At 68.9% G+C, this 23,391-nt stretch carries 27 protein-coding genes; 16 read left to right on the top strand and 11 right to left on the bottom strand.

Annotated elements, in window-relative coordinates; translation table 11 throughout:
• Positions 1-108 precede the first annotated feature (108 nt).
• Genes rlmN through NPA30_RS06945 form a run of 5 tightly spaced genes read left to right on the top strand, consistent with a single transcriptional unit; the run spans position 109 to position 3,131 of the window.
• Positions 109-1,338 (top strand): 23S rRNA (adenine(2503)-C(2))-methyltransferase RlmN, encoded by a 1,230-nt coding sequence (gene rlmN, locus NPA30_RS06965; protein ID WP_256801766.1) that lies wholly within the window; start codon positions 109-111, stop codon positions 1,336-1,338.
• Positions 1,339-1,363: 25 nt separating this feature from the next.
• On the top strand, positions 1,364-1,846 hold the full coding sequence (locus NPA30_RS06960; protein WP_256801762.1) for a hypothetical protein: 483 nt from the start codon (positions 1,364-1,366) through the stop codon (positions 1,844-1,846).
• 34 nt (positions 1,847-1,880) lie between these two features.
• On the top strand, positions 1,881-2,168 hold the full coding sequence (locus NPA30_RS06955; protein WP_256801760.1) for a DUF2218 domain-containing protein: 288 nt from the start codon (positions 1,881-1,883) through the stop codon (positions 2,166-2,168).
• 34 nt (positions 2,169-2,202) lie between these two features.
• Positions 2,203-2,424: a BrnA antitoxin family protein gene (locus NPA30_RS06950; RefSeq protein ID WP_256801759.1), complete on the top strand. Its 222-nt coding sequence runs from the start codon at positions 2,203-2,205 to the stop codon at positions 2,422-2,424.
• Positions 2,425-2,471: 47 nt separating this feature from the next.
• Positions 2,472-3,131, top strand: a complete 660-nt coding sequence (locus NPA30_RS06945; RefSeq protein WP_256801758.1) for a glutathione S-transferase family protein — start codon at positions 2,472-2,474, stop codon at positions 3,129-3,131.
• 10 nt (positions 3,132-3,141) lie between these two features.
• On the opposite strand, the gene NPA30_RS06940 is transcribed toward NPA30_RS06945, so the two are convergent.
• A complete protein-coding gene (locus tag NPA30_RS06940) occupies positions 3,142-3,783 on the bottom strand; it encodes a LysE family translocator (RefSeq protein ID WP_256801757.1) in 642 nt (213 codons plus the stop codon).
• Between the two features lie 435 nt (positions 3,784-4,218).
• On the opposite strand from NPA30_RS06940, the gene NPA30_RS06935 reads away from it, so the two are divergent.
• Positions 4,219-5,037 (top strand): alpha/beta fold hydrolase, encoded by an 819-nt coding sequence (locus NPA30_RS06935; protein ID WP_256801756.1) that lies wholly within the window; start codon positions 4,219-4,221, stop codon positions 5,035-5,037.
• A gap of 125 nt (positions 5,038-5,162) precedes the next feature.
• A complete protein-coding gene (locus NPA30_RS06930) occupies positions 5,163-6,383 on the top strand; it encodes an argininosuccinate synthase (RefSeq protein WP_256801755.1) in 1,221 nt (406 codons plus the stop codon).
• Positions 6,384-6,443: 60 nt separating this feature from the next.
• On the opposite strand, the gene NPA30_RS06925 is transcribed toward NPA30_RS06930, so the two are convergent.
• The gene (locus tag NPA30_RS06925) at positions 6,444-6,974 is read right to left on the bottom strand and encodes a DUF992 domain-containing protein (protein ID WP_256801754.1); all 531 of its coding nucleotides are present in this window, start codon (positions 6,972-6,974) and stop codon (positions 6,444-6,446) included.
• 191 nt (positions 6,975-7,165) lie between these two features.
• Entirely contained in the window at positions 7,166-8,071 is a 906-nt protein-coding gene (locus NPA30_RS06920; RefSeq protein WP_256801753.1) for a DUF1206 domain-containing protein, read from the bottom strand.
• 132 nt (positions 8,072-8,203) lie between these two features.
• Here NPA30_RS06920 and NPA30_RS06915 point away from each other — a divergent pair, with 132 nt between their 5' ends.
• A complete protein-coding gene (locus tag NPA30_RS06915) occupies positions 8,204-9,217 on the top strand; it encodes an LLM class flavin-dependent oxidoreductase (protein WP_256801752.1) in 1,014 nt (337 codons plus the stop codon).
• 158 nt (positions 9,218-9,375) lie between these two features.
• Here the strand turns inward: NPA30_RS06915 and NPA30_RS06910 are convergent, their stop codons facing one another.
• Positions 9,376-9,906: a MarR family winged helix-turn-helix transcriptional regulator gene (locus NPA30_RS06910; RefSeq protein WP_256801751.1), complete on the bottom strand. Its 531-nt coding sequence runs from the start codon at positions 9,904-9,906 to the stop codon at positions 9,376-9,378.
• A 593-nt stretch (positions 9,907-10,499) separates the two neighbouring features.
• Between NPA30_RS06910 and NPA30_RS06905 the strand changes: the two genes are divergently transcribed.
• Positions 10,500-12,155 carry a M3 family metallopeptidase gene (locus NPA30_RS06905; RefSeq protein ID WP_306228801.1) on the top strand — a complete coding sequence of 552 codons (1,656 nt, stop codon included), beginning with the start codon at positions 10,500-10,502 and terminating at the stop codon, positions 12,153-12,155.
• A gap of 13 nt (positions 12,156-12,168) precedes the next feature.
• On the opposite strand, the gene NPA30_RS06900 is transcribed toward NPA30_RS06905, so the two are convergent.
• From NPA30_RS06900 to NPA30_RS06870, 7 genes are all read right to left on the bottom strand, one after another.
• Positions 12,169-12,663 carry a metal-dependent hydrolase gene (locus NPA30_RS06900; protein WP_256801748.1) on the bottom strand — a complete coding sequence of 165 codons (495 nt, stop codon included), beginning with the start codon at positions 12,661-12,663 and terminating at the stop codon, positions 12,169-12,171.
• 28 nt (positions 12,664-12,691) lie between these two features.
• A complete protein-coding gene (locus tag NPA30_RS06895; RefSeq protein WP_372338762.1) occupies positions 12,692-13,063 on the bottom strand; it encodes a DUF2794 domain-containing protein in 372 nt (123 codons plus the stop codon).
• A gap of 176 nt (positions 13,064-13,239) precedes the next feature.
• Positions 13,240-13,764 (bottom strand): DsbA family protein, encoded by a 525-nt coding sequence (locus tag NPA30_RS06890; protein ID WP_372338761.1) that lies wholly within the window; start codon positions 13,762-13,764, stop codon positions 13,240-13,242.
• 89 nt (positions 13,765-13,853) lie between these two features.
• A complete protein-coding gene (locus tag NPA30_RS06885; RefSeq protein ID WP_256801746.1) occupies positions 13,854-14,300 on the bottom strand; it encodes a DUF6691 family protein in 447 nt (148 codons plus the stop codon).
• An 11-nt stretch (positions 14,301-14,311) separates the two neighbouring features.
• On the bottom strand, positions 14,312-14,746 hold the full coding sequence (locus NPA30_RS06880) for a YeeE/YedE family protein (protein WP_256801745.1): 435 nt from the start codon (positions 14,744-14,746) through the stop codon (positions 14,312-14,314).
• Between the two features lie 175 nt (positions 14,747-14,921).
• Positions 14,922-16,112: an acyl-CoA dehydrogenase family protein gene (locus NPA30_RS06875; protein WP_256801744.1), complete on the bottom strand. Its 1,191-nt coding sequence runs from the start codon at positions 16,110-16,112 to the stop codon at positions 14,922-14,924.
• The gene (locus NPA30_RS06870; protein ID WP_256801743.1) at positions 16,109-17,146 is read right to left on the bottom strand and encodes an acyl-CoA dehydrogenase family protein; all 1,038 of its coding nucleotides are present in this window, start codon (positions 17,144-17,146) and stop codon (positions 16,109-16,111) included. The genes NPA30_RS06875 and NPA30_RS06870 overlap by 4 nt, the downstream gene beginning before the upstream one ends.
• A 135-nt stretch (positions 17,147-17,281) precedes the next feature.
• On the opposite strand from NPA30_RS06870, the gene NPA30_RS06865 reads away from it, so the two are divergent.
• From NPA30_RS06865 to NPA30_RS06835, 7 genes are all read left to right on the top strand, one after another.
• Positions 17,282-18,043, top strand: coding sequence for an enoyl-CoA hydratase-related protein (locus tag NPA30_RS06865; RefSeq protein WP_256801742.1), 762 nt, complete (start codon positions 17,282-17,284; stop codon positions 18,041-18,043).
• Between the two features lie 2 nt (positions 18,044-18,045).
• Positions 18,046-18,837: an alpha/beta fold hydrolase gene (locus tag NPA30_RS06860; RefSeq protein WP_256801741.1), complete on the top strand. Its 792-nt coding sequence runs from the start codon at positions 18,046-18,048 to the stop codon at positions 18,835-18,837.
• A gap of 102 nt (positions 18,838-18,939) precedes the next feature.
• On the top strand, positions 18,940-19,611 hold the full coding sequence (locus tag NPA30_RS06855) for a glutathione S-transferase family protein (protein ID WP_256801740.1): 672 nt from the start codon (positions 18,940-18,942) through the stop codon (positions 19,609-19,611).
• Entirely contained in the window at positions 19,611-20,813 is a 1,203-nt protein-coding gene (locus NPA30_RS06850) for a CaiB/BaiF CoA transferase family protein (protein ID WP_256801739.1), read from the top strand. Before NPA30_RS06855 ends, NPA30_RS06850 begins: the two co-directional genes overlap by 1 nt.
• A 1-nt stretch (position 20,814) precedes the next feature.
• The gene (locus NPA30_RS06845; protein ID WP_256801738.1) at positions 20,815-21,438 is read left to right on the top strand and encodes a carboxymuconolactone decarboxylase family protein; all 624 of its coding nucleotides are present in this window, start codon (positions 20,815-20,817) and stop codon (positions 21,436-21,438) included.
• 32 nt (positions 21,439-21,470) lie between these two features.
• A complete protein-coding gene (locus NPA30_RS06840) occupies positions 21,471-22,397 on the top strand; it encodes a BKACE family enzyme (RefSeq protein ID WP_256801737.1) in 927 nt (308 codons plus the stop codon).
• The gene (locus NPA30_RS06835) at positions 22,394-23,353 is read left to right on the top strand and encodes an MBL fold metallo-hydrolase (protein ID WP_256801736.1); all 960 of its coding nucleotides are present in this window, start codon (positions 22,394-22,396) and stop codon (positions 23,351-23,353) included. The genes NPA30_RS06840 and NPA30_RS06835 overlap by 4 nt, the downstream gene beginning before the upstream one ends.
• The last annotated feature ends 38 nt before the right edge of the window (positions 23,354-23,391 follow it).

Raw genomic sequence — 23,391 nt, 5'->3', positions numbered from 1 at the left:
CCCGGCGCCGCAACTTGCGGATTTCGTCGCGAGCGAGCACATAGGGCGCCTGAGCCGACACATCTGAAGTCACGCGCCGCGCCGCCGCGGCCCGCTATTGGAAAGCCCATGGCCGTTTCGATCGATCTCGCCATGCCCGCCGATCGCCCGCGTCCCGCGATGCCGCCCCTCCCGGGCCTCGCCGGAACCGAGAAGCCGTCGCTGATCGGGCTCGACCGCGAGCATCTTGCCGAGGCGCTGCGCGGGATCGGCATCCCCGAGCGGCAGGTCCGCATGCGCGCCGGCCAGCTCTGGCATTGGCTCTACCTGCGCGGCGTGTCCGACTTCGGGGCCATGGCGAACGTGTCGAAGGATCTGCGCCGGACGCTGGAGGAGAACTTCTCCATCGCCCGCCCGGAGATGGTCGAGGAGAAGATTTCGGTCGACGGCACGCGCAAGTGGCTGTTCCGCTTTCCCGCGCGCGGTGCCGGCCGGCCGGTCGAGGTCGAGACCGTCTACATTCCGGAGGAGGGGCGGGGCACGCTCTGCGTCTCCAGCCAGGTCGGCTGCACGCTGACCTGTACCTTCTGCCACACCGGCACCCAGAAGCTCGTCCGCAACCTGACCTCCGACGAGATCGTCGGGCAGATCCTGATGGCGCGCGAGCGGCTGGGCGACCTTCCGGACGCCGCGACGCCGGCCGGCGCGATCGTGCCCTCCGATGGCCGGATGGTGTCGAACGTCGTGATGATGGGCATGGGGGAGCCGCTCTACAACTTCGACAACGTCAAGCAAGCGCTCGCCGTGGCGGCGGACGGCGAGGGCATCTCGCTGTCGAAGCGGCGCATCACCCTGTCGACCTCCGGCGTCGTGCCGATGATCCCGCGCACCGGCGCCGAGATGGGCGTGATGCTGGCGATCTCGCTGCACGCGGTGCGCGACGATTTGCGCGACGTTCTGGTGCCGATCAACAAGAAGTACCCGCTCGCCGAGCTGCTCGACGCCTGCCGCAGCTACCCGGGCCTGTCGAACGCGCGGCGCATCACCTTCGAATACGTCATGCTGAAGGGCGTCAACGACTCGCTTGCCGACGCGCGCGAGCTGGTGCGCCTGCTCAAGGGCATACCCGCCAAGATCAACCTGATCCCGTTCAACCCCTGGCCGGGCAGTGCCTACGAGTGCTCGGACTGGGACCAGATCGAACGGTTTGCCGACCTCGTGAACCAGGCGGGTTACGCCTCGCCGATCCGCACGCCGCGCGGGCGCGACATCTTCGCCGCCTGCGGCCAGCTGAAGTCGGAGTCCGAGCGGCTGCGCAAGACCGAGCGCCTGGCGCTGGAGGCCGCGGCGGCGCTCTGATCGCTGCCGCGAGGCCAGCCACCGCATGACGACGCTCCTGCGCTTCATCTTCGTCATCCCGCTCGGCTTCGTGGCCGCCTGCGTCATGGCGGCGTTCACGCTGCTCTGGCCCTTCGTGCACTTCGCCGGCGTGCCGCCGGAGAACCTCGTCTTCTGGTTCCACGCCGCGGTCGGCTTCCTGCGCCAGACGCAACTCGTCGCCACCGCGATCTTCGTGCCGTGGGCGGTGTTCATGACCGTGACGGAAGTCGCCGGGCTGAATTCCCTGCTCCTCCACCTCGTCGGCGGGCTCGTCGCAGGGTTCGGCGTCTCGCGCCTCGCCTACGGCGCGCATGTGCCGGCGCTCAGCGTCCAGACCGCGATCATCGTCGCCGGACTCGTCTTCGCGCTGGTCTACTGGATCGTCGCCGGCCACGCCGCCGGCCGCTGGCGCCGCCGCTACCGGCGTGTCAGGCCCCTGCGCCCCGCGCTGCCACCGCCTGCGGACGAGGCGCCACCGGCGCCCTAGATCGAGCGTCACATCTGCCCGGGACATCCACACCATGCCCACCGCCACCGCCACTGTCGTCACCGACCACGCGAGCCGCTACCTGCAGCAGCTCTGCAAGCACTGGAGCCACAAGTTCCAGGCCGAGTTCGACCCGACCGCCGGCACCATCCATTTCGACGCCGAGCGCACGCTGGTGCTCATCGCCAGGGACGACCGGCTCGAGCTCGAGCTGACCGTCGCCGATCCGGACGCGCTCGAACGGATGCAGGGCGTCGTCGCCGAGCACCTGCAGCGCTTTGCCTTCCGCGAGGCGCTCGCGATCGCGTGGCAGCCGATCTGACCCGCGTCCGCCTTCGCTGAAGAGGAGTATCTCGATGGCCCGACGTCCCACCGACCCCCGTGCCGCCGCCGAAGCGGCGTTCAAGGCAGCGACAGCCAAGCCGGCCGAGCGCATGAAGGAGACGCCCGTCGTGCCGGGCGTCAAGGAGATGGTCTCGCTGCGCATCGACCGCGACGTGCTCGAGCATTTCCAGGAGGACGGTCCAGGCTGGCAGGAGCGGATCAATGCCGCCCTGCGTGCTGCGGCCGGCCTCTGACCGCGCCCGCCAATCCCGCCACGGCCCGTCGTTTGGAGTAGGGTCCGATGCTGACCATCCACCACCTCAACAACTCCCGCTCCCAGCGCGTGCTCTGGCTCCTGGAGGAGCTTGGCGTGCCCTACGACGTGAAACGCTACGAGCGGACGAAGACGATGCAGGCGCCGGACGAGCTGAAGCGGATCCACCCGCTCGGCAAGTCGCCGGTGCTGACCGAGGACGGCCGCACGATTGCCGAGACCGGCGCGATCGTCGAGTACATCCTGACGCGCCACGGCGCCGGGCGGCTCATGCCGGCCCCCGGCAGCGACAGCTACTGGGACGCCCGGCACTTCCTGCACTATGCCGAGGGTTCGGCGATGCCGGTGCTGTTCCTGATGCTGATGCTGCAGACGATCCCGGAGCGCGCGCCCTTCTATGTCCGCCCGATCCTGGCAGCGGCGCTCGGCCGGGTCGACCGCATGTACGCGCGCCCGCAGCTCGCCTTGCACCTCGACCATTGGGAGCAGTCGCTCGGTGCCACCGGCTGGTTCGCCGGTCCGGAGCTGTCGGTCGCCGACATCATGATGAGCTTCCCGGTGGAAACCGCCGGCAAGCGGGTCGGCTATGCCGAGCGGCCGCATCTGCGCGACTTCCTGCTGCGCATCCATGACCGGCAGGCCTACCGCCAGGCGCTGAAGCGCGGCGGCCCCTACGCCTACGCCTGAGCCAGCGGCCTCAGCGCCCGTGCGTCAGGAAGATGCGCACGGCGAAGGCGGAGAACACCGAGGCGAACAGCCAATCCAGCCCGCGCATGATTTTCGGCCGGCGCTTCAGCGCTGCAGCGAAGCGGTCGGCCGCCAGGATCATCGCGATCGACAGCGGGATGGCGACCGCCATGAAGTAGAGGCCGAGGAAGAACAGCTTGCCGACCGCATGCGGATCGCCGGCCGAGACGAACTGCGGCAGGAAGGTCACGAAGAACAGGATGACCTTGGGATTCAGGAGGTTGATGCCGACCCCGGTCAGCCAGTTCGACAGGAGCGAGTGCGACCGGGTTGAGCGCCTGTCGAGATTGAGCGTCGAGCCGTTCATGATCGCCTGAAACGCGAGGTAGATGAGGTAGCCGCCGCCGCAGATCTTCAGGACGAGGAAAGCCTCGGGCGAGGCCGCGATGAGCGCCGACAGGCCAAAGGCCGCAAGACTGGTGTGCACCACCACGCCGCAGCTCGCACCGAGCATCGCCGCCATGCCGGCGGCGCGGCCCTCGCTCAGCGTGCGGCCGAGGAAGAGGGTCATGTCCGGGCCGGGCGTGATGGTCAGCACCAGCGCCGCGAGGCTGAAGGCCAGGAAGGTCGGAAGGTCGGGCAGGAAGGTCATGAGCGCGCCGTCGAGCGGAAGGGGTCACGCCAGCTATCGCACGGGGCGGGACAGGCTGCGACCCGATTTTCGAGGCTCGACGGTGCATCGCGCCGTTCCCGCCGCTCGCGCTGCGACACGTGGCTTCATCCGCCTGCCGGCCTTTACTCGACGGGGAGCAGACGCAGCGTCGCCGCATCGCTTCGATGCCATACATCGGGGAATGCCTCTACGGAACAGGTGGGCAAGCACGACTGCACGAGCGCCATCCCTCTCCCGCCGAGCGGGAGAAGGTGGACGCGCGCGGCCGGGCAAGGGCGTGGCCTGCGCCACGTCCGGCTTGGAGAGGCGATGGTCGGCACGACGTCGACGATGCCGGCCTCGTGAGCCCTTCGCCGGGAACGGCCGCTGCCGCGCGGGATTACCCGCCGAACAAGTAACCCCGGAGTCATCATCATGCCGAGCGTCGAAACCAAGGACGGCCTGTCGCTGCACGTCAAGGACATGGGAGCCGGCAAGCCGGTGGTCCTCATCCATGGCTGGCCGCTGACCGGCGACATGTTCGAATACCAGACCGTGGCGCTGCTGGAAGCCGGCTTCCGCGTCATCACCTATGATCGCCGCGGCTTCGGCCAGTCGAGCCATCCGGCGACCGGCTACGACTACGACACCTTCGCCGACGATCTTGCCGCGGTGCTCGACGGCTGCGACGTCCAGGGCGCGACGCTGGTCGGCTTCTCGATGGGCGGCGGCGAGATCGCCCGCTACCTCTCGCGGCATGGGGCCGCCCGCATCGCCAAGGTGGCGCTGGTCAGCGCCGTCGTCCCGTACATGCTGAAGGACGACAGCAACCCGAACGGCGTCGACGCCGGCACCTTCGAAGAGATGAAGGCCGAGATCCGCAAGGACCGGTTCGCATTCCTCGGCGACTTCGCCAAGAAATTCTACGGCGTCGGCCTCGTGTCGAGCCCGGTGAGCGCCGACCTGATGCACTGGTCCTTCATGCTGGCGGTGATGGCGAGCCCGCTGGCAACGATGCGGTGCGTCGATGCGTTCGGCAAGACCGACTTCCGGCCGGATCTCGCCGCCTTCACGATGCCGACCCTGATCATCCATGGCACCGCGGACAACACGGTGCCGATCGACGTGGCGGGCCGTGCCGCGGCCAAGGGCATCGCGCAGGCGCAACTGATCGAGTACGAGGGCGAGCCGCACGGCCTCTTCGCCACCGCGCCGGAACGTCTCAACCGCGACCTGATCGGCTTCATCGCCTGACGGCCCAAGGCCCGGCCGTGCTTCGCCGCGCGGCCGGGCCCGATCGCGCCCGCGGCACGACCCCGTTCCCTTCTGCGCCCGGCTTGCTATAGAGCGCCATCCGCAGCCTCTATCCGGGAACTTCCATGGCCAATCCGCGCGACGTCAAGAAGGTCGTCCTCGCCTATTCCGGCGGCCTCGACACCTCCATCATCCTGAAGTGGCTGCAGACCGAGCTCGGCGCCGAGGTGGTGACCTTCACCGCCGATCTCGGCCAGGGTGAGGAGCTTGCACCGGCGCGCGTGAAGGCGGAACGGGCCGGCGTCAAGGACATCCGCATCGTCGATGTGCGCGAGGAGTTCTGCCGCGACTTCGTCTTCCCGATGTTCCGCGCCAACGCCGTCTACGAGGGCACCTACCTGCTCGGCACGTCGATCGCGCGCCCGCTGATCTCCAAGCATCTCGTCGACATCGCACGCGAGACCGGCGCCGACGCGATCGCCCACGGTGCGACCGGCAAGGGCAACGATCAGGTGCGCTTCGAGCTGTCGGCCTACGCGCTGAACCCGGACATCAAGGTGATCGCGCCCTGGCGCGAGTGGAACTTCAAGTCGCGCACCGACCTCATCGACTTTGCCGAGAAGAACCAGATCCTCGTCACCAAGGACAAGCGCGGCGAAGCGCCGTTCTCGGTCGACGCCAATCTCCTGCACTCCTCGTCCGAGGGCAAGGTGCTGGAGAATCCGGCGGAGGAGCCGCCGGCTTACGTCTACCAGCGCACGGTCAGCCCGGAAGAGGCGCCGGATCGCGCGACCACGATCGAGATCGGCTTTGCCAAGGGCGATCCTGTTTCGCTCGACGGCAAAGCGATGAAGCCGCACGAGCTGCTCGCGGCGCTGAACGACCTCGGCCGCGACAACGGCATCGGCCGGCTGGACCTCGTCGAGAACCGCTTCGTCGGCATGAAGTCGCGCGGCGTCTACGAGACGCCCGGCGGCACGATCCTGCTCGTCGCCCATCGCGCGATCGAGTCCATCACGCTCGACAGAGGCGCGGCGCACCTCAAGGACGAGCTGATGCCGCGCTACGCCGAGCTGATCTACAACGGCTTCTGGTTCTCGCCCGAGCGCGAGATGCTGCAGGCGCTGATCGACCGCAGCCAGGAGCACGTCGAGGGCACGGTGCGGCTGAAGCTCTACAAGGGCAACGTCACGGTGATCGGGCGCGACAGCCCGAAGTCACTCTATTCCGACGCGCTCGTCACCTTCGAGGACGATCACGGCGCCTATGACCAGAAGGACGCGGCCGGCTTCATCCGGCTGAACGCCCTGCGGCTGCGCACGCTCGCCAAGCGCGACAAGCGCTGACGGCGCGCCGGGTCGCGAGAGCGAAGCGAGGCTCCCGCCTGGGGGAGCCTCGCGTCCTGATCAGTTCACCGCGGTCAGCGTCACCGAGGTACCGGTCGCCGCGGCGTTGAGGCCGATCTGCCCGGTGAGGCTCACGGTCTGAAGTTCGATCGAGCCCTTGGTGCCGCCGACGAGGACGTTGGCGCCGGCGCCGGCGCCGAGCGTCGCCTCGGCCGTCGCACCCTGGTAGACGCCGCCGAGCGAGCCGTGGTGATAGCCAGCGGTCGGCGCGAACACCGCCCAGACCAGCTTGCCGTGGGTGGTGAAGCCGACATCGACGCCGAACTTGCGGATCTCGCCGGTGTAGGCCTCGCTGACACCCGAGCCGACCGTCGACTGGAACACGCAGTCGAGCGTCTTGGAGGAGCCGAGCACATAGCCGACGCCGCCACCGACGTCGCAGGTGAGATAGCCGAGGCGAACGCCGCCGGCTTCGTCAGTCATGGTCTGGACCGGCGCCGGCTCCTGATAGACGAGATCGGCGGCCTGCACTGCGTGAGGTGCGGCGAAGGCGAGCGGCGCGAGGGCGAGGGTGGCAAGAGCCTTTTTCATGGCTTTCTCCTTGATTGGGTTGGCGCGAGGCGGCGCGCCACGTGTCGGCGGTGATAACGAGCGTCTTCGGCGATCGATCCAGCCGCGACACCACGCGCCGAAGCGAGCGTTGCAAAGATGTGACAGGCGCGCCGGGCGCTTCCGGCTCCCGCTCCACTCCGCCGAGCAGCCCGGTGAACGGCCCCCGTGGTTCAATCGACCAGTTCGCGCAATTGCCGCTCGGCCTTGTCCTGCCAGCGGTCGGCGAGGGTCAGCGTGTCTGCGCCCTTCAGCCGCGGGATGAAGCGGTAGACCGCCTCGATCAGGCAGTAGAGGCAGTAGAGCATCAGCCCGATGGCGACGGCGCCGAGCAGCACGCGGCCATAGGCCTGCTGGTGCAGGATGCGCAGCGCTTCGCCGAGGCCGCCGGCCTGGTTCGGGTCCGCGGTCCAGCCGGCCCAGACGAAGAAGCCGCCGATGATGGCGATCACGATACCCTCGGCGACGAGGCCGATCTTGGCGAGCGGGTCGAGCCGCTCGCTCAGCCGGGTGCATTCTAGGTGCTGCTTGTAGCTGCCGCTCCAGGCCTTGCGGAAGAAGTAGAGGCCGGCCCCGAGGATCACCAGCCCGGCGGCGGCGATCGCCCAGCGGCCATAGGGCAGCGACATCACCCAGGCTGTGACGCCCTTGGCGCCGGAGGCGCCGCCGGACCCGCCACTCGAGTCGCCGGACCCGCCGAACGAGAAGTTGGCGGTCCAGATCAGCGACAGCGCATAGCCGGCGAGGCCGAGATTGAAGAGCCCGGTGATCACCATGCCGCTGCGCGCGAGAAGCCCGGCCGGATCGAGCCCATGATCCTCGAGGTCCAGCCACGCGTCGGTGACGCGCCAGGCGGCATAGGCGGCAAGGCCCACGGCGATCAGCACCAGGAGCACGATCCCGAGGCCGCCGCCGAGCAGCGACTTGAGCGCGCCGGTGGTGCCTTCCGCCTCGCCGGTCTCGTACCAGGCCGCGCCGAAGGCAAAGACGCCGACGAGGAAGTTGACCACGCCGCGCGCCGCATAGCCGCCGCGCATCATCGGATCGACCCACTGCGGAGTTTCGCCCTGCTGCTCCATTCCTCGGACCCTCTGCGGTTGCGATCCACTGGAACGCGCGAGCCGCCGTTCGGCTTCGGTTACCGATGGTGACTTCCATATCGGCTTCCGCTCTCCCATCTAGGTCGTATGATCCCAGACACGAGGCCCGCGATGCTCCCCTTTTCCGTGCTCGATCTCTCGCCGGTGCCCGAGGGTGGAACGCCGGCAACCGCGCTCGCCAACACGCTCGAGCTCGCCCAGCAGGCCGAAGCGCTCGGCTTCAACCGCTACTGGCTGGCCGAGCACCACAACATGACCGGCATTGCCAGTGCCGCGACGGCGATCGTCATCGGCCATGTCGCGGCGGGCACCAGGACGATCCGCGTCGGCTCCGGTGGCATCATGCTGCCGAACCATGCGCCGCTGGTGATCGCCGAGCAGTTCGGCACGCTGGCGACGCTGTTCCCCGGGCGCATCGACCTCGGTCTCGGCCGGGCGCCGGGCACCGACATGATCACCGCGCGGGCGCTGCGTCGAAGCCTCGAGAACAGCGACAACTTCCCCCAGGACGTGATGGAGCTGCTCGTCTACCTCGGCGATCCCGAGCCGAACCAGACGATCCGCGCCGTCCCCGGCGCCGGCACCAACGTGCCGGTCTGGATCCTCGGCTCCAGCCTGTACGGGGCGCAGCTTGCCGCTCATTTCGGTCTGCCCTACGCCTTCGCCTCGCACTTCGCGCCGGCGGCTCTCGAGGAAGCGATCGAGGTCTACCGCCAGACCTTCCGTCCCTCCGACCACCTCGCTCAGCCCTATTTCATGCTGGCCATGAACGTCTTCGCCGCCGACACGGATGCCGAGGCCCTGCGGCTGCGCACGTCGATGCAGCAGGCCTTCGCCAACCTGCGGCGCGGTCGCCCGGGCCCGCTGCCCCGGCCGGTCGAGGACATCGAGACGGTGCTGTCGCCGGCCGAGCTGGCGCAGGTCGGCCAGGTGCTCGCGGTCTCCGCGACCGGCTCGCCGTCGACCGTCCGGGCGGAGATCGGCCGGCTCGTCGACCGCTACCGCCCGGACGAGGTGATCGTCACCGGCCAGATCCACGACCATGCCGCGCGCATGCGCTCCTTCGCGATCGCCGCCGATGCCTTCGCGAGCCTCGCGGAGCCGCACGCTTCGGCCGCCGAATAGTCTTGCGACGGCGGCGCGGGCGCCAAGGGCGAGCCTCGAAAGACGACGACCCCGGACGGGGTGGTGTCCGGGGTCGTCGCAGTGTCGCGGGACGTGCAGTCTTTGATCTCGTCGGGTGCCTGCCGCGGGGGTGGTGTGCGGGCCGGCAGCCGGCGAGGTCAGGCCCCCATGCGAAGGCGTTCGGGGGTGGCGAAATCCTCGGCTTCCATCCGGATCTCGGTGCGGGCGCGCTCGTCGCCCTTCAGCACCGGATCGTTGGTGAGGTTGCCGCGGATCTGCGTCAGCACCTTCAGGGTGGTCTTGAGCGCCTCCTCGTCGATGCCGGACGCCATGCGGTCGAACACCTCGATCGCCACCGGACGGACGTCGTCGAAGACGTGGTCGGCCTGCTCGGTCGTGGTGATGACCTTGGCGCGGCGGTCGGTCGGATCGACATTGCGCTGGATCAAGCCCCGGGCTTCGAGACGATCGAGATAGGCGGACAGCGTCATCGGCTCGACGCCCATGCGCTCGGCCAAGGCGGCCTGGCGTGAGCCGCCGTAGCGGGCGGCATGAGCAAGGGCGCGGATCTCGCCCGGCGTCAGATGCACGCCGGCGTCCATGATCGCCTTCTCGGTTTCGTTCCGGTACAGTCGCGCCACGTCGGTCAACAGAAAGCCGAGCGAGTTGCCTGGAAGAAGCTGGGTCATTGTGTTCCTCGTCTTTTCGTTCGTTCTTGTTGTCGTGGTCCCCTGATTACCCCTTCGGCCTGATCGAACCGAGATGGGACCCATGTTACGGCCGCGTACCTCACGTCGCTGCCGGCTGCTGATCCAACAGAACTCCGGCACTGCCGCTGGATCATTCCCGAATCTATAGGTCATCTACCGTGAATAATCGACTGACTAATTCAAATGGACGTTGGGAAGGATATTTCCGCAGCGGACCTTTTTCGCTGCCCGATTTCGCCGCGCTGGACAGCGATCTATTCAGCCTAGCCTTTGCTGATGCCATCGAAGAACATACGAAGGAAATCAACGCAATAGCAGAGTCGGATGCGCCTCCGACCTTCGAGAACACGCTTGCCGCGATGGAGGCCTGCGGGGTTCAACTGAGCCGGGTATCGCGGGCGTTCTTTGCCCTGACCGGTGCCCACACATCAAAACAAATTCAGGCCGTCGAACGTGCCATTGCACCGATTTTGGCACGTCACGCGGCCTCGATCGCCCTGAACGAATCACTTTTCGCCCGAATCACAGAACTCTATGAAAGTCACCTAGCGGAAGGATCTCGTTTTACGAGATTGACAGGCGAGGACGCCCGTCTCCTTGAGCGGACCTACACCGGCTTCGTCCGCGGCGGCGCCCGTCTGAAGGGGGCGGACCGGGATCGTCTGGCCGAGATCGACACCCGGCTCTCCTCGCTCGGCACGCAGTTCGCGCAGAACGTGCTCGCCGACGAACGGGATTGGCAGATGGTGGTCGAGGAGGACGGCCTCGCCGGTCTGCCGACCTTCGCGGTCTCGGCGATGGCGGAAGCGGCGCGCGAGCGCGGCCTGGATGGCCATGTGCTGACGCTGTCGCGCTCGATCATCGTGCCGTTTCTTACCTTCGCCGACAGGCGCGATCTGCGCGAGGTCGCCTTCCGCGCCTGGACCGCGCGTGGCGAGACCGGCGGCGAGACCGACAACCGGGCGATCATGGCCGAGATCCTCCAGCTGCGCGCCGAGAAGGCGAGGCTGCTCGGCTACGCGTCCTTTGCGGCCTACAAGCTCGAAGACCAGATGGCGAAGACACCAGATGCCGTCCGGACCTTGCTGCAGGCGGTGTGGACGAAGGCAACGGCGCGCGCGGGCGAGGACGCGGTCGCCCTGCAGGCGCTTGCGGCCGCCAGCGGCGACAATGCGACGATCGCGCCTTGGGACTGGCGCTATCTCGCCCAGAAGCGCCGGGCTGCCCAGTACGCGATCGACGAGGCGGTGGTGAAGCCGTTCTTCCAGCTGGAGCGGATGATCGAGGCGGCCTTCGCCGTGGCGGGGCGGCTGTTCGGGCTGCGCTTCGAGCCGCTTCCCGACCTCGTCGCCTGGCACCCGGACGTGCGGGCCTGGCGCGTCACCGACGGCAGCGGGCGCGAGCGCGGCCTCTTCCTCGGCGATTACTTCGCCCGCTCGTCCAAGCGCTCGGGGGCCTGGATGAGCGCGCTGCGCGGCCAGCACAAGCTCGGCGAGGGGCAGACGCCGGTCATCTACAACGTCATGAACTTCGCCAAGCCGGCCGCCGGCCAGGCGGCACTCCTGTCGCTCGACGACGCTCATACGCTGTTTCACGAGTTCGGCCACGCCCTGCACGGCCTCCTGTCGGACGTCACCTGGCCGTCGCTTGCCGGGACGTCGGTGGCGCGCGACTGGGTGGAACTGCCCTCGCAGCTCTTCGAGCACTGGCTGACCGTGCCGGAGGTGCTGGCCGAGCACGCGGTGCACGCCGACACGGGCGAGCCGCTGCCGCAGGAGCTGATGGACAAGCTGCTGGCGGCCCGCACCTTCGATTCCGGTTTCGACACGGTGGAATACGCCGCCTCGGCGCTCGTCGATCTCGCCTTCCATGAAACCGCCGAGGCGCCCGCCGATCCACTCGCCCGCGAGGCCGAGGTGCTGGCCGAACTCGGGATGCCCGCGGCGATCGTCATGCGGCACCGCTCGCCGCATTTCGCGCACATCTTCTCCGGGGACGGCTACGCGGCCGGCTACTACTCCTATCTCTGGTCGGAGGTGCTCGACGCCGACGCCTTCGAGGCGTTCGGCGAGGCCGGCGACGCGTTCCATCCGGAAACGGCGGACAAGCTCATGCGCCACGTCTATGCCGCCGGCAACTCGCAGGATGCCGGGTCGCTCTACACGCTGTTCCGCGGGCGGATGCCGACGATCGACGCGCTGATGCGCAAGCGCGGACTGGCGGGCTGAAGCCTGGGTGAGGTTATGCTCGCGATCGCCGGCGGCTCGCGAAATAGAGACCTGCGGCTGCAACGATCGCGAGCTCGATGCCGAAGGTCCAGTGGAGCAGGAAACTCAACCACCAGGGCCGGTGCGTGAGCGGTACGTGGACGAGTTCGTAGCGGACGGGCGATAGCGGATAGAGCCAGCGGATGTCGGCCGCCAAGCTGTCGAGCACGAAGTGGAGCTCGACGTTCAGGAGGGCGATCCCGAGCAGCGGCAGCCATCGTCGCCGGTTGGCCATTATCAGGACCACCGCGATCACGATCCCCGCTGCCACCCAGGCCAGCGGCGTGTGCGTCCAGTAGTCGTGGTGGCTCACATGGCGGTTGGCGAAGGCATAGAAGTAGAGAAGGTCGATATCCGGCAGCACGGCCGCCACGAGACCGATGCCGAGCGCGGCGCGATGCCGCCGCCCGAGGCGGTCGGCGAGAGGTGCCGCTACAATGTACCCCGCCGGCACGTGTGCGACGAACATGCGCAGCGCCCCGCGCCGCAGCCTCGTGTCAGCGCTCGTCGATGAGCCTGAGGCCCTTGTTGAACACGCGCAGCACGCTCGCCAGCTCATGGCCGCGCTTCAGCACCTGGCCGCCGGCGCCGATGACCGAGAACATGCCCTGGCGGCGGGCGAGCTTCGGGTTCTTCTCGACCCGGAAGAGCGGCATCTCGCTCGAGCGGCGGAAGATCGAGAACACGGCACGCTCGCGCAGCGTGTCGATCGCATAGTCGCGCCATTCGCCGGCGGCGACCATGCGGCCATAGACCTTGAGGATCTCGGACAGCTCGCGCCGGTCGAAGGAGACGTAGGGCACTGCGGCGGGTCGCAGCCCGGCAAAGTCGATCACCGCGGCGGACCGCTCCGGCTGGCTGTTCTCCAAGATCGCTGCCCTCGTTCTGATGCCCGCCACGGGAGCGTGAATTGCCACCGGCGCTTCAGGTTCCGCGCGGCGGGTTGTCCGCCCCGCGCCAGAGTGCCACGAAGATGGGGATGTCGCAAAAGCTTTGCAAAGCGGCATCGCCACCCGTCGCTGCCGGCTTGGGGACGCTCCGAGCGTCAGTGCCCGGCGGTGCGGGCCGCGGCAATTGCCCGCCGGACGTCCGCGAGGTCGGGCGGACCGGGAAACAGCACCGTCTCGACCAGGTAGGCCGGCGTGCCCGCGAGGCCGAAGCCTTCGGCCTGAGCCGCGTTGCGCACAAGGATCCCGTCGATGCGCCGGCGTTGCCTGCCGTAGGACTGCCGCAGCGCGGCGACGTCGAAGCCGGTTCGGCCGAGGGTCTCGTCGACCTCGGCCACCGTCAGCCGTCCGCGGGTGCGCATCAGCGCGTCCAGAGCCTGCGCATGATGGTCCCCCGCCGCCAGCGCCAGCTGCGATGCGTAGCGCGACACCGACCCGAAGATCGGCCAGTCCTTCATGACGAGTCGGATGCGCCCGTCGTCGCGCACGAGCTTCAGGATGTCGGGATACGCCTTCTTGCAGAAGGGGCACTGGTAGTCGAAATATTCGACGATCGTCACGTCGCCGTTCGGGTTGCCAAGCGCCGGCACCTGCGGATCGTGCAGCACCGCTTGCTTCGACATGGGATCGCTCGCAGCAAGGCTGCGGCGGGATAGGAGCATTGCGGCGCCCGCGAGAGCGCCGGACACAACGGCCCTGCGATGGATTGGCATCACGTCCTGCCGTCGGTCATCGGCGTCTTCGCCGCGCTGCGCCGCTTCAGCATCGCGGCCAACGCCATGCCGACGAGCATCGCCGGCAGGAACACCAGCGTGCCGCGCGCGGCGAGCGGCAGCGCGGTCCAGGCCGGCCCCGGGCAGAAGCCGCCGATGCCCCAGCCGATGCCGAAGACCGCGGCGCCGAGCAGGAGCTGCGTGTCGATGGGGCCGCGTCGCGGAATCTGGAAGTCCGGCAGGAGCAGGGGCCGGTCGCGGCGTCGCACGAGGCGGTAGCCGATGAAGGCGGTCACCGATGCGCCTGCCATGACGACGGCAAGGCTCGGATCCCACCGGCCGAAGAGGTCGAGGAAGTTGAGGACCTTCGCCGGATCGGACATGCCGCCGACGACGAGGCCGACGCCGAAGAGGAGGCCGCAGAGGAAGCCGAGGAGAGGGCGCATCGAGAATCTCCTCAGGCGAGGTGGCGCAACACGAAGACGGTGACGAAGGCGGTCGCCATGAAGATGCCGACCGCGGCGAGGGAACGGGGCGACAGCCGGGCGAGGCCGCAGACGCCGTGGCCGCTGGTGCAGCCCGAGCCGAGCACGGTGCCGAAGCCGACGAGAAGGCCGGCGACCGCCATCGCAGGAAGGTTGGCCGGCACCACCTGCGGCACCGAGCGGCTGGTGAGCGCGAGCACGGCGAGCGGCGCGGCGATCAGGCCGATGACGAAGGCGAGCCGCCAGCTCCAGTCGCTCCGCGCGCCCGGCAGTGCGCCGCTGGTGATGCCGGAGATCCCGGCGATCCGGCCGAAGAGCGCCATCACGAAAACCGCGGACAGGCCGATGAGGATGCCGCCCACGAGCGAGGCGACCGGCGTAAAGGGCGTGGCGAAGTCGAGTGGCATGGTGGCTCCCGTTGCGGTGCCGGTGCGGCCGCCGCGAGCGGAATATAAGCAGGCTCAGCCGCCGAGCGAATGCGGCCGATCGGAGCGCGGCTGCAGGCGCCCGATCGGTGGCGGTGGCGATCCTCTCGACCCACGTGCCGATGACGACCCGATCGGCCGCCGGCGACCCGTCCGCTTACCGCGTCGGCAGGTCGAGCACGTAGCGCGCCATCATGTTGCGCATGACCTCGGTCGAGCCGCCGAAGATCGTCGTCGGGCGGGCCGCGAGCCAGGTGCCCGCCGCGTGCTTGCGCGGATCGCCGTCCTCCGGCTCGCGCATCCCGGCGGTTGCGCCGGCCAGCTCCATCATCTCGTCGGAGATGCGCTGGTAGAGCTCGCTCTGGAAGATCTTCAGGATGGCGACGTCAGGACCGATCGTCTCGCCGCCGCGCAGCTTGTCGACATAGGCCTCGAAGAGGTCGGAGAGATCCTCCACGTCCAGCTTCAGGCGCGTGTAGCGATCCTGCAGCGCCGGATCGTCGAAGACGTCCCGCGCCTCCGCCAGATAGCGCAATCGCGCCAGTGCATTGCCCGACAGGCGGGGCGCGCCGATGAAGACGCGCTCGTGGCCGAGCAGCGCCTTGGCGATCGCCCAGCCCTCGTTCTCGCCGCCGACGAGGCTGTCGAGCGGGACGCGCACGGCGTCGAAGAAGACCTCGCAGAATTCGGCGTGACCTTCGAGGTTGCGGATCGGCCGCACCGTGACGCCCGGTGCATCCATCGGGACGAGCAGGAAGCTGATGCCGGCCTGCTTCTTCACCGACGGGTCGGTGCGCGCGAGGATGAAGATCCGATTGGCGTCCATCCCGAGCGTCGTCCAGGTCTTCTGGCCGTCGATGACCCAGGCGTCGCCGTCACGCACCGCGCGGGTGCGCAGGCTGGCAAGGTCGGAGCCGGCGTCGGGCTCGCTGTAGCCCTGCGCCCAGATGTCTTCGCCGGACAGGATGCGCGGCAGATAGAAGTCCTTCTGCGCCTGCGTGCCGAATTTCATCAGGAGCGGGCCGAGCATCACCGGGCCGATGTCGTGCACGCGGGCGCAGCCGAAGCGCTCGAACTCCTCGATGAGGATCAGGTGCTTGCCCGGACCGAGGCCCATGCCGCCGAAGGCTCGCGGCCAGGTCGGGCAGATCCATCCCTCGGCGGAGAGCACGCCGTACCACGGCTTGACCTCGTCCCAGCGCAGCCGGTGCTGCGAAAAGCGCGGGATGTCCGGGTACTTTGCCTCGACGAAGCGCCGCACGGTCTGCCGGAAGTCCTCGTCGCTCATCGCCTCGAAGTCGGGCAGGGATTGTGCCGGGAACGCGCCGGCCGCCTGGTGCTGCGTCATGCCGCGCTCCTCTCGCTGGCGTCGAAGTGCCGGTTCCGGTGGAGGCGCGCCGAGCCATAGCGATTGGCCTGGCTGATGGCCTTGGCGACGACCAGCCCGATGTCGGCCTCCTCGGTGGTGCCGATGGCCCCGTGCATCTGCACCGCCTCGCGCGCCATCAGCATCGCCAGTCCGGCGGCCCGGGTCTTGACGCGTGAGACGGCCGCCGCGCGCCGGTCGGCGGAGAGGCCGGCGTCCAATCGCGCAGCAGTTCTGAAAATGGCGGCGCGGCAGAGCTCGAGCTGGATCTTCAGCTCGCTGGCCCGGTGCTGGAGCGCCTGGAAGCTGCCGATCGGCTGGTCGAACTGCTTGCGAACCCGGAGATAGTCGAGCGTGATCTCGATGCCGCGCTCGGACAGCCCCAGGAGATAGGCCGAATGCGACAGGATCGCCTCGTCGAGCGCGAGGTCGGCATCCGCCACCGGCAGCCATTCCGGGTTCCCGGCCGAAAGGGTCAGCGTGCCCTCGAAGGTTCCGTCCTGCAACGCGGCCGTCTCGACCCGGACGCCGGGTTCGCCGGCCCGCACGATCGCCACGCCCTGTTCCGCAAGAACCGCAAAGGCGCCTGCGCCGGCCGCGCCGTCGACATGCAGCTTTAGGATGTCCCCGCCAGCCGGGCCGGCAAAGTCGAGGCTGTCGGTGCGATCCTGCCATGCCGCGACCATGACCGTACGGCCGTCGAGGATGTCCGTGTCGGCGCGACCGGCAGTCAGACGCTGCGCCAGCAACGCCGACACCACCGGTTCCGGCAGCAAGCCGCGACCCAGCGCGACGAGCAGCGATGCGCATTCGCGCATGCCGAGCCCGGCGCCGCCGTCGCGTTCGGGCACGGCGAGCTGCAGCCACCCCATCGTCCCGATCTCGGCGAACACCTCCGGCGAATAGCCGGGGGACGCGAAACGCAGCGCACGAACCCGATCGAGACCGCCGTCCTCCGGGACGATGGCCGCCGCGCTCTCGACGATCATCCGTGCGTTCTCGATCCACCCGTCCAACGGCCGCCTCCCATAAAAGCCTATAAACCATCTTATTGGCTGAAGGCGGCGGGTCAAGCGGGCGCTTCGTGTTGCCAAGCGGTCTCAGCCAGCGCATAACACATAAATCTAGCTTAAGGCTCAAATGGAGATCGCATGCCGATCGAACTCGAGATCGCCGACCGGATCGCGGTCGTGACCCTGAACAACCCGCCGGTCAACGCGGTGACGTTGGCGCTCTACGAGGAGATCGGCAACCTGTTCGAGGAGGTCGGCGGGCGGTCCGACGTCAACGTCGTGGTGTTCACTTCGGCCGGCGAGCGCGCCTTCTGCGCCGGGCTCGATCTGAAGGAGTTCCTGGCGGCGACCGTCGAAGAGGATCCGCACCGCGCCGCGGTCGTGCGCAAGTCCTTCGCGCAGGTGCGGCTCTGCGCGGTGCCGGTGATCGGCGCGATCAACGGCCCGGCCTTGGGAGCGGGCGCCGTCTTTGCCTCCGTCTGCGACATCCGCATCGCCTCGAAGCGCGCGACCTTCGCCATGCCGGAGATCAATGTCGGCCGCTGTGGCGGCGGAGCGCACATGGGCCGGCACCTGCCGCAGGGCTGGCTGCGCCGGATGTTCTTCACCGGTCAGCCGATCGATGCCGAGACGGCGTGGCGGCTCGGCTTCGTGCAGGAGGTCGTCGAGCCCGCGGCGCTGACGGAAACGGCCATGACGATGGCCCGAACCATCGCGGCAAAGGCGCCGCTCGGCCTGCGCATGGGCAAGCGGTCGCTGAACGAGATCGAGGACATGCCCGTCGAGCCCGGCTACGAGATCGAGCAGGGCTATTCGACCCGGCTGATGGCGACGGAGGACGCACGTGAGGCGACGCGCGCCGTCGTCGAGAAGCGCGCGCCCGTCTTCAAGGGGCGCTGACGATGGCGCGCGAGACGACCGTCGCCGTTCCGGGCACGGAGATCTTCTGCCGGATCGACGGCGCGGGGGCCGATGCACCCTGGATCGTGTTCTCCAACTCGCTGGTGACCGACCTGACCATCTGGGACGCCCAGGTGGAGGCGCTGCAGGACCGGTTCCGCATCCTGCGCTACGACCAGCGCGGTCACGGCCGCACCCCGCCGGGCGCCAGCGCGCCGGACCTGCCGCGGCTCGGCGCGGACCTTCATGCCGTGCTGGATCACGTCGGGATCGATCGCTGCAGCTTCGTCGGCCTGTCGATGGGCGTGCCGACCGGCCTTGCGGCCTACGGCGCCCGGCCGGCGCGGTTCGAGCGGCTGGTGCTGTCGGACGGCCAGGCGAAGACGGCGCCGACGGGCGCGGCGACCTGGGCGGGGCGGATCGCCTACGCGCGGGAGAACGGCATGGACGGCTACGCCGCCGATACGGCCCAGCGGTGGCTGCAGCCCGAAGCGGCAGCCGGCCCGAAGGGCGAGCGGCTGCGCGCGATGGTCGCCGCGACGCCGCTCGAGGGCTTCGTCCACGGCGCGACCGCGCTGCAGAGCTACGACCACGTCGCCGACGTCGCACGGATCACGTGCCCGCTCCTCGTCATCGCCGGCGCCGAGGACGGCGCCATGCCGAAATCGATGCGGGCGAGCTTCGGCGATGTTCCGGGCGTCGCAGTCGAGATCATCGACGGGGCGGGCCACGTGCCGAACTTCGAGCAGCCCGAGGCTTTCAACGCCGCGCTGCGCCATTTCCTGGATCGATGAGGCGGAACGGCTTCGGCCAATTAAGACATAAAACTATATGATTGCCTTTTTTTCATGCGCCGGCTAGCCTCGGCCCAGCATCAGGTCCCGGGAGGACGCTTCATGAAACTCCACTGGTCTCCGCGGTCGCCGTTCGTGCGCAAGGTGATGATCGTGCTGCACGAGACCGGCCTGCTGGACCGGGTCGATTGTGTCCGCTCGCCCGTCGCGATGGCCGGGGTCGCCAACCCGGAGGTCCTGAGGGACAATCCGCTCGGCAAGATCCCGACCCTGGTCCTCGACGACGGGACGGCGCTGTTCGATTCCCGCGTCATCTGTGAGTATCTCGACATGCTGGCCGGTGAGCGGCCCGAACGGCTGGTGCCGGCGGGCGGCATGGAGCGGATCGAGTGCCTGCGGTGGCAGGCCTTCGGCGACGGCCTCACCGACATCCTGCTGCTCTGGCGCATCGAGATGGCGCGCGGGGAGGCGCGCAAGCAGGTCATCTCGCAGGCCTTCGACGACAAGGTGCGCGCGAGCCTCGCGCGCCTCGAACGTGAGGTGCCGGCGCTCGAGGCCCGGCCGTTCGGGCTCGGCCACATCGCCATCCTCTGCGCGGCCGGCCAGCTCGACTTCCGCTTCGCCTCCAGCAACTGGCGGGCCGCCCATCCCCGGCTGTCGGCCTTCGCCGATGCGCTCGACGCGCGCCCGTCCGCGGCGGCGACCAAGGCCAGGGATGACGGGGCGCTCGCGATGGGCGACATCGAGATGCCGCTGGTCTTCGAGGCCGCCTGATGTCCGGACCGCTGTCGCATATCCGAGTCCTCGATCTCAGCCGGATCATGGCGGGACCGTGGGCCGGGCAGATCCTCGCCGATCTCGGCGCCGACGTGATCAAGGTGGAGCGGGCCGGCGCGGGCGACGACACGCGGCGCTGGGGGCCCCCCTACCTCGCCGACGCCGAGGGCCGTGAGACCGCCGAGTCCGGCTACTACCTCTCTGTCAATCGCGGCAAGCGCTCGGTCGAGCTCGACCTCGCAAGCCCGCAGGGCCAGGCGGTCGTGAAGGCGCTGGCCGCCGAGAGCGACGTCCTCCTCGAGAACTTCAAGGTCGGCGCACTCGCCCGCTACGGCCTCGGCCCCAAGGACCTGCGGGCGGTCAATCCGCGGCTCGTCTACTGCTCGATCACCGGCTTCGGCGCCGACGGGCCGCGGGCCAAGGACGCCGCCTACGACTTCATGATCCAGGGCATGGGCGGGCTGATGAGCGTCACCGGCGGTCCGGACGGCGAGGCCGGCGGCGGTCCGCAGAAGGTCGGCGTGCCGATCGTCGACATCATGACCGGCATGTACGCGACCATCGGCGTCCTCGCGGCGCTCGCGCGGCGCTCGGAGACGGGGGAGGGCGACGTCATCGACCTCGCCATGCTCGACGTCTCGGCCGCCATGCTCGCCAACCAGGCGATGAACTATCTCGTCTCCGGCAAGGTCCCGGTGCGCCGCGGCAACCGCCACCCGAACATCCAGCCGCAGGACGTCCTGCCGGTGAAGGACGGCCACATCGTCCTCGCCGTCGGCAACGACGAGCAGTTCGTCCGCTTCGCCGAGGTGATCGGCCGACCCGAGCTCTCGTCCGACGAGCGCTACCGGACCAACCGCGCGCGGGTCGAGAACCTCGACCTTCTGATGCCGCAGATCGAGGCGGCTCTCGCGACGAAGGGCGTCGACGAGTGGGTGGCGGCGATGTCGGCGGTCGGTGTTCCCTGCGGTCCGATCAACACCGTGGACCGGGTCTTCGAAGACTCACAGATCCGGCACCGCGAGATGGTGCGCGACCTGCCGCATCCGCTGTCGGGCACGCTTCGGCAGGTGGTCAGTCCGCTGCGATTCGAGAACGCACCCCTCGGCTTCGACCGGCACGCGCCGCTTCTCGGCGAGCACACCGCCGAGGTGCTGGCGGCCCTCGGCCTCGAAGCCGACGCGGGCGAAGGACGATAGGATGAGCATGCACACCGCACCCGCGCCCCGTATCCCGCTGCCGGGACCGGAGGCGCTCGATCCGGCGCAGCGCCGGGTCTTCGACAGCGTCGTCAACGGCCGTCGCGGAACCCTCGTCGGGCCGCTGCGCGCGGCGCTTCACAATCCGGAGCTCGCCGAGCGCTGGCATCGCTTCGGCGAGATCCTGCGCTACGAGACGGTGCTGCCGCCGGCGCTGAACGAACTCGCGATCCTGATCACCGCCCGCCGCTGGAACTCGGAGCTCGAGTGGACCATCCATGCGCGCGCCGCGCGGCAAGGCGGTCTTCCGGAGCCGGTGATCGAGGCGATCCGCGAAGGCCAGGCGCCGGAGTTCTCCGACCCCGCCGCAGCCGAGGTGTACGACTACGTGCAGGCGCTGCAGACCTGCGGCCAGGTGTCGGACGCGGTCCACGCGGCCGTGACGGCACGCTGGGGCGTCGTCGGCGTCGTCGAACTGACCGCCGTCACCGGCTACTACTCGATGGTGGCGATGACGCTCAACGCTCACCGCATTCCGTTGCCGGAGGCGGAGACGCCGGAGCTCTACCCCGGCGGGGAGATGCCGCCGAACGTGCTCAGCCCCGTGCCGGCGCGGCAGGGCTGAGCGTCAGACATCGGCGAAGGGAGGCGCCCGTCATGACCCATCCGACCATCATCACCTGTGCCGTCACCGGCTCGGGGCTGACGCCGTCGATGTCGCCGCATCTGCCGTGGCGGCCACAGGACATCGTCGACCAGTCGGTCGGCGCGGCCGAAGCGGGCGCGGCGATCCTGCACCTGCACGCCCGCGACCCGAAGGACGGGCGCCCGACCAACGACATCGGCCCCTGGCGCGAGATCGTGACGGGCATCCGCGAGCGCAGCGACGCGATCGTCAACATGTCCGCCTCGCGCGGCGCGACGGCCGACGAACGGGTCTCGGCCGTGCTGGAGCTGCGTCCCGAGATTGCCACCGTCATCGTCGGGTCGATGAACTACGGGCGCTTCGCCAAGGCGACCGACCAGAAGGCCGGCGAGTTCACGCATGCCTGGGAGCGCGACCTCCTCGCCGGGGCCGACGTGCGGGAGGTCGTGACCTCCAACACCTTCGGCAAGATCGGCCGGATGATCGACATCCTGATCGACGCCGACATCGCGATGGAGTTCGAGTGCTACGACGTGGGTCACCTCCACATCCTCGACCACCATCTCTCGACGCGCACTGTCCGTCGGCCGCTGATCATCCAGTTCCTGACCGGCATTCTCGGCGGCATCACCTCGCACATCGATCATCTCGTCCACCTGCGGCAGACCGTCGACCGGCTGTTCGGCCGGGACTGTGCCGTTTTCACCCACGGCACCGGCACCGGAAACATGCGCGCCGCGATCTCCGGCGCGCTGATGGGAACGCATCTGCGGGTCGGCCAGGAGGACAACCTGTTCGAGCGCGACGGCGTCCTGTTCGCGTCGAATGCCGCACAGGTCGAGAAGATCAGGCGCATTCTCGGCGACCTCAACTTCCGCCATGCCGAGGTCTCCGAGGCGCGCCGCATCCTTTCGCTCGGCGGGGCCGCGGCGGCATGATCGCGAGCTGGCGGATCGGCGCGGCGACTGTCACGGCGCTGTCGGAGTATTACGGCCCGGTGCACGTGCCCGACCGGCTGTTCCCCGATCTCGACCGCGCCGTCCTGCGCGAGCACCGGGACCTGCTCGAGGGCCGGTTCTGGTACGAGGCGATCGACCGGCTGGTCATCTCGGTGACCCTCTGGATCGTGACGCTCGCCGGTCGCACGATCCTGATCGACACCGGGATCGGCAACGGCAAGACCCGGCGCACGCCGCGCGCAAACATGATGAACACCGTCGTCCCCGACTGGCTGGCGGCTGCCGGCGCGGCGCCAGACCAGGTGACCGACGTCGTCATGACCCATCTCCATGCCGACCATGTTGGCTGGAACACGGTGCGGGACGGCGACCATTGGGTGCCGACCTTTCCCGGCGCGACCTATCACGTCCCGCGCGCCGACTTCGAACACTGGGCCGAGATCGACCGGCGGGGCGAGGCGGTCGACGGCGGCTCCTTCCGAGACTCCGTGCTTCCGGTGGTGGAGGCCGGCCTCGTGCGCTGGACGCAGGCGGGCGATCGGGTCGCCGATACCCTGGATGCGGTGTCGGCACGCGGCCACACGCCGGGGCAACTTGCGATGTGGCTGCGATCCGAGGGCCGGGCGGCCGTCTTCTGCGGCGACATCCTGCATCATCCGGTGCACGTGCTGCGCCCGGAGTGGAACTCGGTGGTCGACGTCGAGCCGGATCATGCGGCCGCGACCCGGCAGGCTTTTCTCGCCGAGGTCGCCGACCGCGACGTGCTGGTCGCGCCGTGCCACTTCGCGCCGCCGCACGCGGCCTTCGTCCGGCGTGAGGCGGACGGGTACGTCTTTGATCCCATTGGGAACGGCACGGCGCTGCCTGCTCACGCCAGACCGGCACAAGGCGCGTCGGCGCGGAAGGATTTGTCGGCGAGCGAAAAAGCTATATAACTAGTCTTTAGCTCATGGAGCTGGCCGCGGGTGAGGGC

This window comes from Mangrovibrevibacter kandeliae (assembly GCF_024519155.1).
Classification (GTDB): domain Bacteria; phylum Pseudomonadota; class Alphaproteobacteria; order Rhizobiales; family Rhizobiaceae; genus Mangrovibrevibacter; species Mangrovibrevibacter kandeliae.
Note: the sequence above shows the minus strand (reverse complement) of the source record. Positions and strands in the feature narration are given on the sequence as shown.